The 19137-nt window shown below is 46.3% G+C and carries 12 protein-coding genes; 2 read left to right on the top strand and 10 right to left on the bottom strand.

All coding sequences use genetic code 11. The features are described 5' to 3' along the window. Window positions 1-29 precede the first annotated feature (29 nt). The 6 genes from MHI25_RS08325 to MHI25_RS08300 form a co-directional block, all read right to left on the bottom strand. Window positions 30-1778, bottom strand: a complete 1749-nt coding sequence (locus MHI25_RS08325) for a sugar-binding domain-containing protein (protein WP_076141371.1) — start codon at window positions 1776-1778, stop codon at window positions 30-32. 27 nt (window positions 1779-1805) lie between these two features. Further along, entirely contained in the window at window positions 1806-3587 is a 1782-nt protein-coding gene (locus MHI25_RS08320) for a sugar-binding domain-containing protein (protein ID WP_340395238.1), read from the bottom strand. Between the two features lie 58 nt (window positions 3588-3645). Further along, the gene (locus MHI25_RS08315) at window positions 3646-4581 is read right to left on the bottom strand and encodes a carbohydrate ABC transporter permease (protein ID WP_076126337.1); all 936 of its coding nucleotides are present in this window, start codon (window positions 4579-4581) and stop codon (window positions 3646-3648) included. 15 nt (window positions 4582-4596) lie between these two features. Then, the gene (locus MHI25_RS08310; protein WP_248547691.1) at window positions 4597-5568 is read right to left on the bottom strand and encodes an ABC transporter permease subunit; all 972 of its coding nucleotides are present in this window, start codon (window positions 5566-5568) and stop codon (window positions 4597-4599) included. 11 nt (window positions 5569-5579) lie between these two features. Beyond that, window positions 5580-7325: an extracellular solute-binding protein gene (locus tag MHI25_RS08305; RefSeq protein ID WP_076126335.1), complete on the bottom strand. Its 1746-nt coding sequence runs from the start codon at window positions 7323-7325 to the stop codon at window positions 5580-5582. 405 nt (window positions 7326-7730) lie between these two features. Then, on the bottom strand, window positions 7731-8684 hold the full coding sequence (locus tag MHI25_RS08300; RefSeq protein ID WP_340395237.1) for a glycoside hydrolase family 43 protein: 954 nt from the start codon (window positions 8682-8684) through the stop codon (window positions 7731-7733). A 494-nt stretch (window positions 8685-9178) separates the two neighbouring features. On the opposite strand from MHI25_RS08300, the gene ilvD reads away from it, so the two are divergent. Beyond that, on the top strand, window positions 9179-10864 hold the full coding sequence (gene ilvD, locus MHI25_RS08295; protein ID WP_076134060.1) for a dihydroxy-acid dehydratase: 1686 nt from the start codon (window positions 9179-9181) through the stop codon (window positions 10862-10864). Window positions 10865-11041: 177 nt separating this feature from the next. Here ilvD and MHI25_RS08290 read toward each other — a convergent pair whose 3' ends face one another. Further along, window positions 11042-12442, bottom strand: coding sequence for a polysaccharide deacetylase family protein (locus MHI25_RS08290; RefSeq protein ID WP_076192865.1), 1401 nt, complete (start codon window positions 12440-12442; stop codon window positions 11042-11044). Between the two features lie 208 nt (window positions 12443-12650). Here MHI25_RS08290 and MHI25_RS08285 point away from each other — a divergent pair, with 208 nt between their 5' ends. Continuing rightward, the gene (locus MHI25_RS08285) at window positions 12651-13844 is read left to right on the top strand and encodes an AI-2E family transporter (RefSeq protein WP_076219288.1); all 1194 of its coding nucleotides are present in this window, start codon (window positions 12651-12653) and stop codon (window positions 13842-13844) included. Here MHI25_RS08285 and MHI25_RS08280 read toward each other — a convergent pair. From MHI25_RS08280 to MHI25_RS08270, 3 genes are all read right to left on the bottom strand, one after another. Then, complete coding sequence (locus MHI25_RS08280; protein ID WP_248547958.1) at window positions 13802-15619, bottom strand: penicillin-binding protein 2; 1818 nt, start codon at window positions 15617-15619, stop codon at window positions 13802-13804. The genes MHI25_RS08285 and MHI25_RS08280 overlap by 43 nt on opposite strands. Before the next feature lie 165 nt (window positions 15620-15784). After that, window positions 15785-17857 carry a methyl-accepting chemotaxis protein gene (locus MHI25_RS08275; protein WP_081387869.1) on the bottom strand — a complete coding sequence of 691 codons (2073 nt, stop codon included), beginning with the start codon at window positions 17855-17857 and terminating at the stop codon, window positions 15785-15787. Window positions 17858-17904: 47 nt separating this feature from the next. Beyond that, a complete protein-coding gene (locus MHI25_RS08270) occupies window positions 17905-18867 on the bottom strand; it encodes an alpha/beta fold hydrolase (RefSeq protein ID WP_143762377.1) in 963 nt (320 codons plus the stop codon). Window positions 18868-19137: the final 270 nt, after the last annotated feature.

Here is a 19137-nt window from a genome sequence, read left to right as displayed (position 1 = left end):
CCTTTCGAATGAATAGTTACGTAGCGCCTCTAATCTTCAATTGCAGCCTTACGCGCATTGATGCCGCGGATTCGCTCGGGGTCGAACTTCGGCTGTCTGTCATAAGTGTACAGTCCATTGACTTCCTGCTCCACATCGTACAGCTGGGTATAGCAGAATCCAAACATCAGCGGATGATCCAATAGAACATTCGTCAACCCCTCGTAGCGTTCGATAAACATTTGCTCTGAGGTCGGTCTGTCCCCATACCCCCATGATTTTTCATCTTTCTGCTGCGGGTTCCACCAAATTCCGCCATACTCGCTGATGAAGTAAGGTTGACCTTCATACGTTTGGCGATCCGGGAAGGTATTGAATACTTCTCCGCCACTTTTCATCGGTTCATATCTGTCCCGGAACGTCTGCGGATTCTGGTCATAGTCATGAAGATCGAAGATATCTGTAGCCACATGGAAGTTGCCGCTTGTATCAATTACTGGACGTGTTGGATCCATACGTTTTGTTACGTCGTAAACAATCTGGAGCACGGGGTTATGCTGTTTCGCACCGTCCCGGTCCCAGGTCTCATTAAAAGGGCACCAGCCGATCAGCGCGGGATGATTGAAATCACGCTGCATACCTTCGAGCCATTCCGGCAGGAAGTGAGTCAGGCTATCCGCTCCAGTAATATTCAGCCCCCAATTGGCATGCTCTCCCCAGACAAGATAACCTAATTGGTCAGCCCAATAAAGATAACGCGGTTCAAAGATCTTCTCGTGAAGCCTCGCGCCATTGAAGCCAAGCCCTATTGAGATTTCGATGTCTCTGCGCAGATCTTCATCAGTAGGAGCGGTATAGATTCCCTCCGGATAAAAACCTTGATCCAGAACTAACCGCTGAAATACGGATTTCCCATTGATCCGGAATGCCATCCCATCCAGTCGTACCGTGCGGAGTCCAAAATAAGAATGGACCACGTCACTCTCCCGTCCCTGACTATGCAAGGACAACTTCAGGTCATACAATCTGGCGTTTCCAACTTCCCACAAGTGAATCTCTGATAGCGGAATCGTAAGTTTTATAGAGGGTCCGGAAACGATCACACTGCTGTCCCCAACGGGTTTGCCGCCATAAAGAGCAGTGGCCCTAAGCGTGTCCCCCGCAGCGTTCCCTTGTACCTTCATTTCTAGGTGCACACAGCCATTGTCGGGATCAGCGACAACTTTCAGATTAGACAGATAGGTTTCAGGGACTTGCTCAAGCCATACCGTCTGCCAGATTCCTGTAGTGCGTGTATAATCACAGCCGTGCGAATGGAACTGTTCACTCTGCTTGCCCCGTGGCTGTCGTCCCGATCGAACGTCGTCTTCAGCATATACAGTAATCACATTACTTCCCGCTAAAAGATTAGAAGTAATATCAAAGCTAAACGGAGTATATCCTCCGCGGTGCGTACCTACGGATACGCCGTTCACCCAGACCTCCGCCATATAATCAACGGCGCCAAAATGAAGGATAACTCTGCCATTTGTCCAGCTCTCCGGTACGGTAAACTCCCTTTTATACCATACAGCAGCCATAAAATCTTTATATTCTACACCGGACAGCTTGCTTTCCGGACAGAAGGGCACAGTAATTGTCCCTGAGAGATTATGATCGTTAACAGGGTATCCGCGCTCCTTCCCACTTTTGCCATGATCAATTTCGAATTGCCACTGGCCGTTCAGATTGATCCACTCTGGTCGAACAAAGCCAGGGCGGGGATATTCAGGACGCGGAAGCGTTGCTTGTTGTGTCATGGTGTAACTCCTTTTAGTAAATGTTATTTATTGGATATGCATCATGATGTTGCGGATCGCTTCAAGCGGAGCTTTGGGCTGTCTATCATAGGTGAGCAGTCCGTTGATTTCCTGCTCGACATCCGTCAGCTGGGTATAGCAATACCCTTGGATCACCGGGGAAGTGAACATCGGGTCAACCACAGCCTTGAGCTTCATCAGGAAATCCTCTTCATTCTCTGCCCCAGAATAACCCCAGCCCTCCCACTCACTTTTCTTGAAGGCAATTCCACCAAACTCGGATACGAGAATCGGCTGGCCTTGATACGAAGCTCCACCGACAAATATTTTGCGGTTGGCCGGCATCGCATTTACAGAAGATTCTGCCGTGGCATATCTCTCCTCCAGCACTGCCTGATGGCTCTCATAGTCATGAATAGTCACCAAATCTGTAGTCATATGCTCCCACCCATCGTTATACACAACAGGTCTCATCTCATCCAAGGATTTCGTTAAATGATACATAGCCAATCCGTGCTGCTGCTGGCGTGTATCAATCTGGACATTGGGAACACCCCAGCTCTCATTAAGCGGAACCCAGGTCACGATACAAGGATGGTTATAGTCGCGCTCGATGATCTCCTGCCATTCCTTCGTGAAACGGCGGACATACTCCTCGGAATATTCGTAAGCATTGGCTGCCTCACTCCATACCAGCAGGCCGAGCTTATCACACCAATACAGGAACCGGGGATCTTCTGTCTTCTGATGTTTTCTCACCCCGTTAAAGCCCATTTCTTTCGTCAGCTGGGCATCCCGTTTCAACTCTTCGTCTGTAGGTGCGGTTAGTATCCCGTCAGGGAAGTATCCCTGATCCAGCACCAGTCTCTGGAAATATGGGCGGTTATTCAAGCATAGCTTGCCATTTTCAATCGACACCTTACGCATGCCGAAATAACTCACTGCTTCATCAATTACTTCCTCATTCCGAAGCAATTGGAATTGAATATCATACAAATTCGGATGCTCAGGGCTCCATAAACGTCCAAGACCATGATCCGCAAAATCACCCAAGCCGATAGTGCGCAGCTGCTCAGCATTCATGACCATATATTGATCTTCCGCAATTACTTCACTGTCATACGATACCGTTATGCGCAGCTTGAGCGGATCAGCAGACTTAAATCCTTGCAGAAAGGTTCGAAGCCGGATTTCATTGCGGTCAATATCAGGTGTCATCATGGTTTTACTCAGATGCACTGCAGACAGCGGTTCAAGCCAGACACTCTGCCAGATTCCGGTTGTGCGGGTATAAAAGATGGCAGCAGACTGCTCCAGCCAATATTGCTTGCCCCGCGGCAAGGTGACATCGCGGCTGAAATCCTCTGCGCGCAGTATGATGGTATTCCTTCCTTTGAGCAGCGAAGTAGTGATATCGATCTGAAATGGTGTATGTCCGCCTTCATGCACGGCCACCAGCTGACCATTCACCCAGACTTTTGCCAAATAATCAACGGCGCCGAAATGGAGGACAATCCGCTTCCCATTCCAACCCTCAGGAACTTCAAAAGTTCTTCTATACCACACAACATCATGAAATGAAGGATCTTCAATCCCGCTCAGCTTGCTCTGAAACGCAAAGGGCACTTGAATAACCCGTGAAAATAAACCCTTTGTGTCCGTCCGATACCATTGTTCTTCCTCACCGACATCTTCATCATCAAACGTAAAATCCCATTCTCCATTTAGGCTAAGCCAATCCTTACGGGCAAATTGGGGTCTTGGATATTCTGGACGTGGAACGGATGTGCTGCTTGCTTCTGTCAACATGGTGTACTTCACTCCTATTAAATAATTTCTATATAAGATGAACTTGTTTTTTTGCCCGCTATCCTTTAATCGAACCTACGTAAACACCTTTAACAAAATATTTTTGCAAGAAAGGATATACCATTAATATAGGAAGCGTAGAAACGACGATCGCACAATACTTAACCAGCTCGCGGAAAGCCGTCTGGCTCTGGGCACTATCGATGACTACCCCGCCTGCACTGCCGATCGAGGTTGCGGTTGCATCATTAGCTACTAATATTTCCTTCATTAATAGCTGCAGTGGGAACAGCTGTCTGTCCTTCAACAACACCATCGCATTAAACCATGAGTTCCAGTTCCCCACTAAATAGTATAAAAAGATTACGGCCAGCGTAGCTTTGGACAGCGGAAGAATCACATTCGTTAAAATATGGGCCTGACTTGCCCCGTCAATGGTAGCCGCTTCCTCCAATTCCTGCGGAATGGCTTGAAAGCTAGTTCGTAGGATAATAATGTTCCATGTGCTTAAAGCACTTGGCAAAATCATGGCCCACAAATTATTGTACAGACCAATATCCTTCATTAATAAGAACCAAGGAATCAACCCGCCGCCAAAAAACATGGTGATTGTAATCAGGATCATGATGAAGTTTTTGAAATACAATCCTCGTCTGGATAATACATAAGCTCCCAGAATGGTCATGATCATGTTGACTAATGTGCCTAATCCTACATATATAATCGTGTTTTTATAGCCGTTGATCAGACTGTTATCTTTAAATACCAGCTTATAGCCATCCAAAGTGAATCCCAGCGGTTTCAGCAAAATGCCTTTATGAGCAATCAACATGCCGGGGTCGCTGACGGAGGCAAACAGGATGTGCAGGATCGGATAAAAACACACCAAGGTTAATGCGGTCAGCAGAGTATAAAGTGTGCCGTCAAATACTCTGTCACCGATGGATTTATGTTTTCGTCTTTTTTTCGCTTTACGCTGCAAATTATCTTTCATAGCTGTCCCTCTTTCTTACCATAAGCTGACCTCGGACCTGCGTTTGGCTATTGTATTGGTCATCCAGAGCAGCCCGAAGTTAACGATTGAGCTGACCAAGCCCACAGCCGTGGAATAACTAAGACTGGCTTCTCTTAAACCGCGACGATACACGTAAGAGGCAATAACATCCGCCGTATCATAGATCAGAGGATTGTACAGCAGGATAATCTTCTCGTACCCGGACGACATCAACCCGCCGATGGCAAAAATAAACAGAATGATGATAACTGGGCTGATCTGCGGCAGCGTAATATGCCACATTTTTTTAATCCGTCCCACTCCGTCAATTTCAGCAGCTTCATATAATGAAGTATCGATGGAACTCATCGCCGCAAGGTAGATGATGCTATCCCAGCCGATGCTCTGCCAAATGCCGGAGAAGGTATAAATCGGCCGGAAGAACGAAGAGTAGCCGAGCAGTGAAGAGTACTCTTTTCCGGTAATAAATTGCAGGATTTGCGTGATAATCCCTTCATCTGCGGCAAAGATATGAATGATCCCGCATACCACCACCAGGGATATAAAGTGCGGCATATAGGTGATCGTTTGGACCACTTTTTTAAACTTAACCCCACGGATTTCGTTCAGCATCAAGGACAGAATAATCGGGGCTGTAAATCCAAAGGCAATCCCCCAAACATTGAGGAGAAGGGTGTTTTTAACGACCCGCCAGAAATAAGGCCCTTGGAAAAAATCAATAAAGTGCTTAAACCCTACCCACTCGCTCTGGCCAAACCCCAGCAGGGGTTTAAAATCCTTGAAGGCGATCATAACCCCCCACATCGGCCCGTAGCAGAAAATCAGGAACCACGCTAAAACAGGGACAGCCAACAGATAGACAAACCAGTTCTTTTTCAAATCCTTCTTAATCACTAACTTGGTATTTTTAGGTTTGGCGTCCTGAGGAATGGGCTTTATCGCTCTGTTTTTTCGTAATATTTCCATAAAACAACCACCTATCGTTTGTTATATCGATCTAAGGCTGCCTGATGGATACTCAAAAACTCTTCCAGTCCCATACTCTGAGCTTCTTTCAAAAATTTATCATAGGCATCTACCGGCAGGTCTCCCATTATGATTTTTGCAAAATACTCTCCTCGCAGTGTCGACAGCTGGTTTCCAAGCTCGGCTTCCCGCGAAGCTTCATCTTTGGTAAAGGAAATAGGTGGCATAGCCATACTGGTGTCCATATTTTCTGTCCAATTCTTGCGAATGTCTCCCGAGTAACTTCCTTTGGCAGCGATCAGCGGGTTGGAATGATGCTCATCCCGGATATCCGGCCAGTTGTGCATCCGGTATTTCCATAAGGTTGTCGATACGGGCTGACCTTCAGGGTCTTTAAAGATATAACTGTTCTCTGGATAATAAGGCATTCCCGTCTCATCAATCAGGTGGACCGTGCCGTATTCACCAAAGTTAATCAATTCCCAGCCCTTTTTACTGTAATTAAAATCAAGCCAAGCCATTGCCGCTTCTACATTTTTGCTTTGCGTGGTGATTGCAGCTTCGATCCCCGCTCTTTTGAAATTTTTGTACGTGGTTGCGGACTTATCTCCTTTGTTCAGAACCGGGTTCAGTGCGCCCACAAAGTCGATACCGCTCTGCTCTTTCCAATAACTCCACATCGTATCCGGAGAGTCCATCATCATCGCGGTATCTCCCGAAATGGCGCTCGCCATTCTCTGGTTAAAGTCTGCCGTTGCCCAGTCCGGGTTCAGTAATCCTTCTTTGTTCCATTGCTGCATGGTGGTCAAATATTCCTTAGCTTTCGGCTGTGCTGGCCCCCAGGCCACTTTGCCATTCTCATCAAGGAACGTCCAATCCCATACTCCATATGCGCCATTTATGATGCCGGTAAAAATCTGGCCGTAAGTAGAGCCGTAATTAAGCGGTGCTTTGTATCCGACTTCCTTTGCTTTAGTCAGGAAGGTATGCCATTCATCAATCGTATTTGGAACTTCAAGCCCTGTTTTGTCCAGCGCTTCCTGCTTAATCAATGTTCCAAACCAAGTCCACTCTGAATATGGGGCGATGCCATAGAAGCCGAGCAGCTTGCCGTCATCCGTGACCGTGGTTTTTCTTCTTGATTCATCCGAATTGCGCCACTTCGTATAGTTCGGAGCATTTTTCTCCATCAGATCTGTCAGATCGATATAAGCGCCGTCATTTACGCCCGCTTCAAAACCTCCCGGATAACGTCCCGGCTCAATGATAATGTCAGGCAGTTCACCGGAGGAGATCATCAGCGTGAAGGCATCCGCTTCCTGGCCGATTGGCGGCGTGATGAAGTTTACTTTGATTCCCGTTAATTGCTCCACCTGCTTCTGGACAGCATGATTGTTCATATCCGGAATATTGGAATTCGCAGGCATCCATACATCCAGAACCACATCACCTTTAACAGGATAAGCTGAGTAATCATTTGGAATGACTTCATCGAAGACGTCGCCGAGGTATGTATCATTCAAGGAATGATTAACTTCGTCGATTTGCTCTTGCGTTGGGGCTGTATTGCCGCGTATGTCTGCGCTGATATCTGTAAACTCAACCGGGTCTTTGGCTGTGCTCTCGTTCTCTTTGTTGTTGGAGACACCCTTATCAGCCCCATTGTTTGCACTGTTGCCACTACATGCTGTTACAGTCGAAATGATCAGTATTAACACAAATAAAAGACTAAAATAACGCTTTGCATTGTTCTTCATACTTAACCTCCCACTATAAAATATTTGCCATAACGCCTTAAGCAAATCCAAAGCTTGGAACCACGCTCCTTTTTGCCCTGTAGATAACTCCCCTTGATTAATACAGTTTTTCTGTATCTCAGATCGAATTATAAGCATCCAAAATTCATATGTCAACGCTTTCATACAATAATTTTGTAATCTTATGAACTTTTCTCAAACAAATATGTGGCTATACCAACTACAAACCTATTAAAAAACCGTACTAACCATCCTATATTTTGGCGAAAAACCCCTTATAAAACAGGCGTTTTTCGTCAATTATTATCGACAGCGAATAAAAATATCTGCATTACATGAAAAGGCCATTCATTACAGTTTTTCTGTAATGAATGGCCTTTTCAGTCTTGATTTCCTGTTTTATTCTTATTCTCCCGACGGTACGGTCTGAGCAAGCGTATCCCTACAAGGAACCCCAAAATCTGGTGTCCCATCCACCTTCCACCCAAATTTCTGGATACGGGTCGCGCGCAAAGACACATCCGCTCCAGCGGAAGGAAGCGCATGATAGACTATCCAATCTTCCTTGCCATCAGGAGAATGTGTGAAGCTATTGTGCCCCGTGGCAAAAATCCCGTTCTCTACACTTTTGCAAAATACAGGCGACATTGATTTTTCCCATGACAGCGGTTGCAAAGGATCTGCCGCTTCGTTCATGGTGAGCATCCCTAGTGCATAATCCTCAGACCAAGTCGTACTTGCCGAATAAACCATGAAAATACGATTGTTTCGCTGCAAAATTATCGGACCTTCGTTAATCGCCATGCCACCTTGCTTCTCCCATGACAGAGTTGGAGCGGTAAGCAGGTGATGCTCCCCTTCCAAGGTCCAAGGATTACTCATTCGCATAATGTAAATAGCCGACCCATAATCAGGAAAATGACCATATCCCGCATACAGAAAATACAGCTGATCCCGCAAAGACATTACTGTTCCATCCAACCCTGGGACAGGTGTCTGCAAAGCACCTCTCCATACCCACTGTCCTTCCAGCGGGTTCGCCGCTTCATTCTCCAGCACGCAAATCCGCCGTGAATCGTCGCCTCCTCCGTCATTCGCAGTGTAGTAAATGTACCATCTGTTGTCCAAATGATGAATTTCCGGCGCCCACAGATTGTAACTGTAGCTGCCCCCCGGTTCGGGAGACCAGATCACTTTCTTGTCGCCCTCCGCAAGGCCGGTCAAGGTTCTAGATCTCGTCAGCTCCAGACATTTAGCTTTTGTGGCCATAAAGTAATAATAGCCATCGGTATGTTTGAATACCCATGGGTCTCCTGAGCTTGCTACAATTGGATTTAAAAAAGTTGTACGCTGTGACATTCCCTTTCCCTCCTTAGCTTTTCATCCCCGTAAAAACGATCCACCGCGGCGATAATAATAGACAAATCCCGATTTTCCAGCACCTCCCATAAAATAATAACTCCCATCATACTCAGCTCTCCTAAAGTTGTCTAGAGTGGTAAATAGATACATCCGAACCCTGTTCCATTTTCCAAATAAAGCACTTTCCTTTCGAAAATGAGCTTTTCCTCCACTTCCCACGCTTTGCGTCAATCGACAAACTTCACATTGTCCGGTAGAAAAAACGTGCTCTTTGTGATAGACTCACTAATAACAATGACTTCTCCGTTCATTTTAGGCGGTAACTGTTTATACCAAAACAGCGGCTTTTTTTATAGAAACGGCATCGCTTTTCTTATTGAGGAAGCAGGTCCCCGTTCTTTCTATAAACCGTATATACGCAGGTCTTTGGAGTTCATTGCGTTAATGCGACACTATATTTGATTGAAATTCATTTAGGGGGGAATGTCATTATGGCAGCCAAGAAAATGCGTTCAGACATGATTAAAAAAGGCTTTGACCGTGCTCCACACCGTAGTCTCCTGAGAGCAGCCGGAGTAAAAGAAGAAGATTTCGGAAAGCCGTTTATTGCGGTCTGCAATTCCTATATTGATATTGTTCCAGGGCATGTGCATTTGCAAGAGTTCGGTAAAATCGTTAAGGAAGCGATTCGCGAAGCTGGTGGCGTTCCTTTTGAATTCAATACGATCGGCGTAGATGACGGGATTGCTATGGGACATATCGGCATGCGTTATTCACTACCAAGCCGCGAGATCATCGCTGACGCCTTGGAAACTGTAGTTTCCGCGCATTGGTTCGATGGCATGGTCTGCATCCCTAACTGTGATAAAATTACACCGGGCATGATGATGGGCGCACTGCGTGTTAACATCCCAACCATGTTCGTAAGCGGCGGCCCAATGAAAGCCGGCGTAGATAGTAAAGGTAAAAAGCTCTCTCTGACCTCGGTATTTGAAGGCGTTGGTGCTCACCAAGTCGGCAAAATCAACGATGCAGAGCTGCTTGAATTAGAACAATTCGGTTGTCCTACCTGTGGATCTTGTTCCGGAATGTTCACTGCCAACTCCATGAACTGCCTTGCAGAAGCACTTGGACTGGCATTGCCAGGTAACGGTACGATTCTGGCTGTTGCTGATGAGCGTAGAGAATTTGTTCGCAAATCCGCAACACAACTGATGGAATTGATTAAGCTGGATCTTAAACCAAGAGATATCGTAACTAAAGAATCCCTTGATAACGCATTTGCACTGGATATGGCAATGGGTGGTTCTACTAACACAGTGCTGCACACCCTTGCATTAGCTCAAGAAGCAGGTATCGATTATCCGCTTGAACGCATTAACGAAGTTGCAAACCGTGTTCCCTATCTGGCTAAGCTGGCTCCAGCTTCTGATATCTTTATTGAAGATGTGGACCGTGCGGGCGGCGTTAGTGCTGTATTGAATGAACTGCTGAAGAAACCAGGTGCTCTGTTCGGGGAATGTATGACCGTTACCGGCAAAACATTAGCTGAGAACGTAATCGGACACGAGATCCAAGATACTTCCGTAATTCATACTATCGACAACCCTTACTCCGAAAGAGGCGGTCTTGCCGTACTTTACGGAAACTTGGCTCCAGAGGGTTCTATCATCAAGGTTGGTGCAGTTGATGCTTCAGTAGGTGGATATCATAAAGGTCCTGCGATCTGCTTTGATTCCCAAGAAGCTGCACTGGAAGGTATCGCGAACGGTAAAGTTAAAGAAGGCCATGTAGTCGTTATCCGCTATGAAGGTCCTAAGGGCGGACCAGGAATGCCGGAAATGCTGGCGCCTACTTCACAAATCGTGGGTATGGGGCTAGGTGCTAAGGTCGGTCTGATTACAGACGGTCGTTTCTCGGGGGCTTCCCGCGGAATCAGTATCGGTCATATCTCTCCAGAAGCAGCTGAAGGCGGTCCGATCGCTTTTGTTGAGGATGGAGACATCATTGAGCTGGATCTCAACAACCGGAAGATTGAATTGCTGGTTGAAGAAGAAGTATTAGCAGTTCGTCGTACGGGTTGGAAAGAATTCGAACCTAAAGTTAAAACTGGTTACCTGGCTCGTTACTCCAAAATGGTAACCAATGCAAGTAACGGCGCAGTGCTGAAGATCTAATCCCTTTAGCAAAAAAGAATATTACAACAAGCAAGAGCAGTCCCACCTTAGTATTTCTACTGGCGGGCTGCTCTTTTTTTAATTATCCCAATAAAAAAATGTTCCACAACCCATCGCTGGATTGTAGAACATCTCTTTACATGTCCACTGTAAAATATTTATCAATAAGATCATGAATCAATTGGTTACTGTCGCACCTGGCATTTCTACATCCGCAACCGAATCATTAAGTGACAACGATTCTTCCTGTTGCGATTTGCGTTTTTTTGCAGTTTTCGGATGATGAGGCAGCTGTTGATTCATCTTTTTGAGCAGCTCTGAGACAGGCATCAGGATAAGCTTCGGCACAAGGACCTCGCTCCGTTCTTTAAGCCTTGCTCCACCTGCTGGATGAATCACACTTAACAGGATCCTTAAGTAAAATTTGGAGGAACGTGCGAATAAGCCATCCGGTAAATCACGTACGGTAAAGCCGAATTTCTCCGGTCCCCGGTTAATCATGCTGACTCCATAAAGCGCTTTGGCTTCCGCAAGATCCACATCTTTGGCAATGATCTCAGCAAGAATGGGCAGATCCTTTTCCATTCTGCGGATCATTCGAATCGCAAGTTGAGCGGAAGAACGTGAATGAATCCCTAATTCGAACAACTGTTTATTATCGATGTGCAGCTCAATGACTTTGTCACCTTTACGCAGCAGTTCTCCGCCCTCGAGTTCAACCGGTTCACCCTGATATTTCCGCATCCGATAATGCAGGAAAGGATCTGACGGAGTAATCGTTTGGAGATGAAAAAGAGCTTGAAATACCTGTTCCCAAGCTAACCAAAGTCCTACAAGCACCCGTTTACCAAAAGATAAGCGCCGGATAGGTGACGTCTCAGCCATCTTAATCATCTCATCAATCCGAATGCTGCGTAGTCCCCGTTTACGGGCTTCCTCCAGAGTCTGCTCAAGAGCCACAAGCATATTCCCTGGAGCATCCGCATCTGCACCCAGCGTTGTGCCGCTATCATGCAACAACATCACTTCCCCGGGATTTAGACGGGCCAGCATCTTCTCAGTGAGTTTTTCGGCGCCGAGCTTCTCACGCCAATCGCCAAACATTGCCGACCAAAGCACAATTTCAACTTGGCGTCGTTTGGAAATATCAAATAAATTGACAATACCCCAAGGTGGACGGTAATACGTACTGCGTTCGCCAATAATATTATAGATAATATCATTCGTACGTTGAATCTGCCGGCGGACGGTTGCTGGCCGCATGAGCCAGTTCGTCTTGTGAACATAATTATGAATTCCGATGAGATGTCCCTCATCATGGATACGCTGAATAAGATCAGGATAACGTTCAGCATTAGAGCCGACTACAAAAAAGGTTGCTTTTGCATCATACCTCTTCAGTAATTCCAGCAGTAATGGTGTAAATCGAGGATCAGGTCCATCATCGAAGGTCAGTGCGAATTCATTCCGCCCAGTTCCTTTACGAAAGACACGGTAACCAAAAATCCGGCTGATCATACCAGGGATAAAAGCATAAAATGATGAGATGTAAAATAACCAGAGCAGCAAAGTCTGCATATTAATTCCCCGCTTTTCCAGAGTTGACTTTGGCTCGCCTAATGTCTGCAAGCAGAACCCGTGAAACGGCCAAGTGAAGTAGAATAAAAAAACGTTACCCCCTATTTTAACACATGTATCAAAGAAATAGACGCTTTTAAAGTAAAATCATGTACAATGTAATCAACCTGGCGTATCCACTTATAAAAAAAGGGAGTTGTTTATATCTATGCTGCCGTTATACAAAAAATATTGGCGCACATTTTTTGACATCGGATTAATTGTCCTCACGGTTTATCTAATTATGTTCTCCTTTAGTAAGCTGTATCAGTTAGCTGCACCTGTATTCCTGTCTTTTTTTGTATTTTTGCTTATCGAACCCTTGGCCCGCTTCTTGAACCGCCGTGGTCTTGGTAAACCTTTTGCCTCCGCTATTTCAGTGTTGCTCTTTCTGATTGTGCTGTTAGGTACATTATTTGGTGCCGGTCTACTGATTACGTTCCAGGCCCTTCACTTCCAAGAGAACCTCCCTAAATATACATATGTGGTGCAGCAGCATTTTGTGGAGACCACGACCTACCTGCAGCAAAAAATAGATAACTTGCCACCCGATATTACGAACAAGGTCAACGGGTACTTTAAAGATGCCACGGATGTCCTAACAGGATGGCTGATTACTTTTCTAAAATACATGGCCGGTATTCTAGGCTCCTTCTCCACCTTCATGGCCAATTTCGGGATAGCCATTATTTTGGCATTTTTTCTTAGCATGGAAATCAAAGATTGGCGTAAAATCGCGCATGACAAAATGCCAAAAACCTTTAAGAACGCCTTCGCCTTTCTGCAAGGCAATGTTTTTAAAGCTATCGGTTCCTATTTAAAAGCACAACTTATTCTGATCAGCATTACATTTGCCATAGTTCTAGTCGGCTTATTTATTCTGCGAACCGGCAACGAAATCACAATGGCATTAGTCTGCGCGGTATTTGATGTTTTGCCGCTTCTTGGCGTGACGACAATTTTAGTCCCTTGGATCATCTATTTGTTCATCGTGGGCAATACTTCACTGGCTATCGGATTAATTATCCTCCTTGCCATTGTACTAATTGTTAGGCAATTGCTTGAGCCGAAGATTACCGGGAATTCGATTGGCGTATCCTCAGCCTTCCTTATGCTGTCGTTCGTCATTCTGTCCACATCTGCTTTCGGTATGGCTGGTCTGATTCTGTCGCCGATTCTGCTTATTCTGATAAAAGAACTGATTCAACAAGGGTATCTTCAGAGCTGGATCTATCTCCCGCAAGAGGAATTTATCGTTTCACCCTTTGCAGCTAACGGTCCAGCTTCCAATCAGACCAGCTCTGCGCCACCACCTGAACCTCAAGCTCCAGAGGGAACCGATGATAATAAATCCAATATCTGACCGAACAGCTTAACGGCTAGATGTGAGCTGTCCGGAGCGACGTTCTCCACCGCTACCGACACAGCATATCTGGGATGATCCAGCGGCCCATAGCCGATAAACCATTGATTGTTACGCGGCATACCCTTAACAAGGGTTTGTGCCGTACCTGATTTCCCGGCAACCGGCCATTTCGTGCTCTGCAGACTTGTGCCGGTTCCATCCGTAACTACTTTACGCATCCAGGACAGCAGCTGGCGGGCTGTAGATTCTGAGATCCTCCCGGCAGTTGAAGGGGAAAGATGACCCGGCAGATCCTCTAGCTTTTGCCCATTTGCAAAGGTTACACGCTGGAGAATTCTTGGCGCTCTCACTTCCCCGCCATGCAGTAACGTCACCACCAGGTTCGCTGCCTGAAGTGGGGTCACTTGCACATCTCGCTGCCCAATGGCCGTCTGCACTCTGGCGCCTGGATCATCCGGCAGCAAAGAAGTAAAGATCGTCCCCTTCTGCTCACCGGACAGTGGCTTAAGAACTGGAAAACCAAGCGTATTCTCCGCTTGCCAGCTAATATCTCTTCCGAGCCCCAGCGCGAGTGCTGTCGCTTGAAGCTGCGCCCCACTCAAACGTTCTGCCAGCGCAGCAAATACAGTATTACAGGACACGGCGAACCCTTGCGCCAGCGTGAGGGGACCGTGTCCTTTTCCTTTTAGACAAGACAATCCATATTTCTCATATTGCCCTGAACAATAGAAAAGCTCATCCGCTGAGGTGACCCCGGCTTCTAGTGCTGCTGCTGCTGTGACGATTTTGAAAATTGATCCAGGTACGGCAGCCTGCAACGCCCGGTTATTCCACTCGCCCCCTTCAGGGGATATCTTCTCTGGGTCGTAAAAAGGTAAAGATACCATGGCTTCAATATCTCCCGTTCCGGTGTCTAACACCACCACGGCTCCTTCCTTCATTCCAGCTTTGACAGCTAACTCCTCTATTTGTTCCTGAAGCTTTTTATCAATCGTTGTATATAAAGACAGCGGATAATACGGATTGCCCGGGGCTCGTACTTGAATGGGACTGCCCGGGACACGTTGCCCGCGCGCATCAACCTGAGCGTATGCCTCAGTATGCCCTACACCTCGAAGCAACGGCTCCAGGGTCTTTTCTAATCCGTCCGTTCCTGTCATCGGAATTCTCAGCCCCGATGGCGAAGCCTTCCCACCAGGGTTTGGGACCGCTTCCGATAAATATCCAAGCCACTGCCGTCCAGTTGCGTTCCCATCATATCTGCGAGCAAAAGGAAGCACGCCTACGCCGTCGATCCCCAATGCACTCACTTCTTCTGCTTGTGCGGATGTAAGTGCGAGCGGTCCTTTTCCCACTGAGGATGGCCAAAGCAATGGTTCTTTAAGGGAAGATCGCTTGTTTAGCAATTGCTCATAACTCACTCCAAGGATAGCTGCCAACCGGTGCATGGACTCAGCTTCTTCGTATACGACCTGCGTCACGGTATTCCTAGCCTTCGCCTCTTGAGGAAAAAACGCAGCCGTCCAAATGGTTTCCCCGGCAAGGGGTTCACTCTTTCGGTCATACAGACGCCCCCGCCCAGTGTCCAATACCGTCTCCCGTTCGCTTTGAATTTCTGCCATCTTTGCAAGGGTATATTTCGTTCCAGGGACCGTCTGTTCCTTCATAAACAGTTGAATCCACGCCAGCCTAAGGACCAACACGGCTATTACTGAACATAAAATAATCAGTCCGCCGAGTATACGTCTGTGGACATTATTGTGCAATCCCATTCCTCCTGACTGACGTTCATAGCCTTTATTATGTCCCACCCGCTGGATTATTTACACTCATGCTTAGTTAGCTAATTTATAGCCTTTTGAATAGCACAAAGACCAGTCCCAAATAATGGGAGACTGGTCTTTGTAGTTAAAAATATTTACTTAGGTTATGCAAAGTTACAAATTAAATTTGGACAGTTTTTCTTGCAACTGCCGGGACGCATGCTCAAGCTGCTCAGACAGCTCCACTAAATGATCACTCACACTTTGTTGCTCCCCACTAAGCGAAGCCACTTCTTGAGAAGCTGCTGATGATTCTTCTGCAATGGAGCTGATATTGCCCATCGAATTTGACAGCACCTTCTGGGATTGGCTCAAGCTATCCATCGATAAAGCAACAGATTCCAAGCGTGTAATAAAATGACGCATCTGATCCTGTACAGATACGAAGATATCGCTAGTGCTCTCCACTGAAGTCACCTGCTGATTAAAAAGAGGGGCTACTTCCGAGAGAACACCTACGGTCTCGTTCATATCCTTCATAATAGTGTCAGTTATATTAGCCACCACAGCAATGGATTCTTTGGACTGATCTGCAAGCTGGCGTATTTCATCGGCCACTACCATAAATCCCCGGCCGGACTCCCCTGCCCTTGCCGCTTCTATCGTTGCATTTAGAGACAAAATATTCGTCTGCTGTGTAATATTCTGCATAACATCAAGCACCTTCATCACTGATGATGTGGTGTCTTGCAGCTCATTCACTTTCAACACGAGCTTATTCGTCATGTCACCCGTCTTATTGGTTTTACCAAGCAGCTCTTTTAACTCATTAAAACCTTCTTCACTAAGCACGCCGATACTATGTGCGGTATGATCCATCTCATGCGTAGCTGAGTTCACTTTGTTCATTTGCACCGAAATTTGCCCCGTAAGCTCGTTACCCTGGTCCGCCTCCAAAGCTAGGCTGCCTGAACCTCCGGCAATTTCTTCTGTTGCTGCGGCAATCTCTTTGGCTGCCATCGCTGTCTTACGCGATACTCTACTGAGTTCATCGGCAGTTTCCATTACCTTCCTCGCGGTTTCATTAGTATGGATTACCAGTTCTGTGATCCGTTCCATCATCCTATTAAAGGAACCCGATAACTGACCAATTTCATCTCGTGAGGTAATATCCGTACGTACTCCAAGATTTCCATCTGCCCCTTGAGACATTAGATCCTTAAGTCGGGTCAAGGGCTTAGATACCATTCTGTACATCCAGTAACCAATTAGAATGGCGACAATAGCAGCCACCGCAACAATAATATATGTAGTTTTTAGAATACGAAGTGCGTCTTTCGTAAGATTCTCAGCCGGAACAACACCAAGCAATCTCCAGCTGGAGCTTTCCATCGTCCCGTACACAGCCAGAATGGATTTTCCTTTCTCATCCTTCGTTGGCAATGACCCAGCCTCATGCTCCAAACCATGAAGAAGAGTCCCTCCCAGACTGAGATAAGTATCTGTTCCCACTTGCTGGGACGATGCGATCAATTCATCCTTATCCGTCAGCAATTGCATGTAAGAGCTGGGTCCGAGATCAACTTTACGAAGCTGATTTTCTAATTCACTAATTCTAATATCACAGATAATTATGTATCCCGGGCTTTGTGTATCCCCAGCTATCGATTGTGCCAAATGAAACATACCCGAAGTATTTCCGGCTTGCCCCTGTTCTGTTCGGGGAATCCACAATGTTTGTGGTTGCTCCTCAAGCTGCTTGAACCATGAGGACTCTCTGAATTCTTTGATAAAAGCGCTGTCTTTTGATCCCGCTGACGAAGTAGGGACTTCCTGATTCATCGGGATGAGGTATACAGCTTCTACCCCCTTTGATGCGGTCAGCCAGGCATTTAGCTCGGCGCTAATCTGGTTGGACTGCAAATTACGATCCTCATTACTTGTAGTGGGATTATTCCCTTGTTTGAGTGCATCCTGAATCTCATTGTTGTAAAGAATTCTTCCTAGGCCATCCTCATAACGCAATAATTCAACATCAAACTTCTCTGCAGCTTGGACGACTGTCTGTTGATTGGCTGACAGCGCGTTATTCTCGATCGTTTGCTCAGCTACGGAATAGGAAATGTAGCCAAGTGAGAGAACGAGCACCATTGTTGAGATGAAGAAGATGAGAAAAAGCCGCACCCCAATCGATTTGGCAGGGTGCAGCTGGAAATGCGCCTTTTCTTTTTTTACTTGCGACTTCATCAATTGTTCACCACCGTTGTCTTCAGTTATGCCTGCTGGCTTATCTCTTACAAGGTCATGAACAATTCCAACGCCCGATCGGCAAGATATGGTAAATACTCATGACCGTACTCATAATAAACCATAAGCTCTTTGGACGCTAGTATTTTATTGTATGCGGCGAATTGAGTTGAAGGTGGACAAATCGTATCGGATAACCCGGTAACCCACAGTACTTTGGCCTGTATTCTTTCGGCAAGATTCTGAATATCGATATAACCGAGCCTATTAAAAATCTCATCCTCACGCAAATGATGGGGATCAAAAAACCGGAAATAATAGTTGATCTCCTCATAAGCTGAAGTGGTAATATCCAGCTCCCAAGCACGTTTATAATCTGAAAGGAAGGGATATACAGGCAGGGCTATTTTTATGCGAGGCTCTAATGCTGCACAAGCCACAGTCAGCGCTCCACCTTGAGATAGTCCAAAGGCACCTACACGTTCAGGATCAACTTCATCCATAGACATCAGAACTCGGGCAGTCTGTGCCGTATCCAAAAACACATTGCGATAATAAAGGTTATCAGGATTAGGATCATCCATCCCTCGAATGATATGTCCGCGTATCGTAGTCCCTTTTACGGTAAGGTTATCTTCGGAGAGGCCACCCTGGCCGCGACAATCCATCGCCAGGACGCTAATCCCGTGAGCAGCATATGCCACCTTCTCCATCCAATCCCCGCTGTCACAGGAGTATCCATGGAACATCACTACACCGGGACCTTTTTTATGTACGCTGTTCTTCGGTCTTACATATTTGCAATGGATTCTTGCACCGCCAACTCCGGTAAAATACAAATGAAAACATTCCGCAAGTTCACTGACAAACTCCGCTGGTTCCAGTTCATAATCCAGCGCCTGTGCATCCAGATCACGCAATGCCCGCTCCCAAAATTGCTCGAAATCATCCGGTTTTGGACTACTTCCGTTATATTCCTTTAACTGTGACAAATTCATGTCGCTTCCCAAAATATTGTTCCTCCTTAAGTTATGTAACGATATTGTTCGCTTGCTGTTCGTAACCGCGAAGCAACGTTAGAGTTACTATGCTAGATAGAAACGGAAAACCCCATATGGGTTTTCCGTTGATGTATGGATAGTTGCGATGGAATAGTGGGATGGGATAGTTAGGATGGAAAAGTTGCGATGGAGTGGGATGCAATAGTTGCGTTTTCTGCGACTGGATAGTTTAGTCGCAGCTCCAAGGCTGGATAGTTGCACTTTGTGCAGCTATATTTC

This window comes from Paenibacillus sp. FSL E2-0177, from assembly GCF_037992975.1.
Taxonomy (GTDB): Bacteria; Bacillota; Bacilli; order Paenibacillales; family Paenibacillaceae; genus Paenibacillus_AQ; species Paenibacillus_AQ odorifer.
The sequence above is the reverse complement of the archived record's forward strand: the minus strand, read 5'-3'. Positions and strand labels throughout refer to the sequence as shown.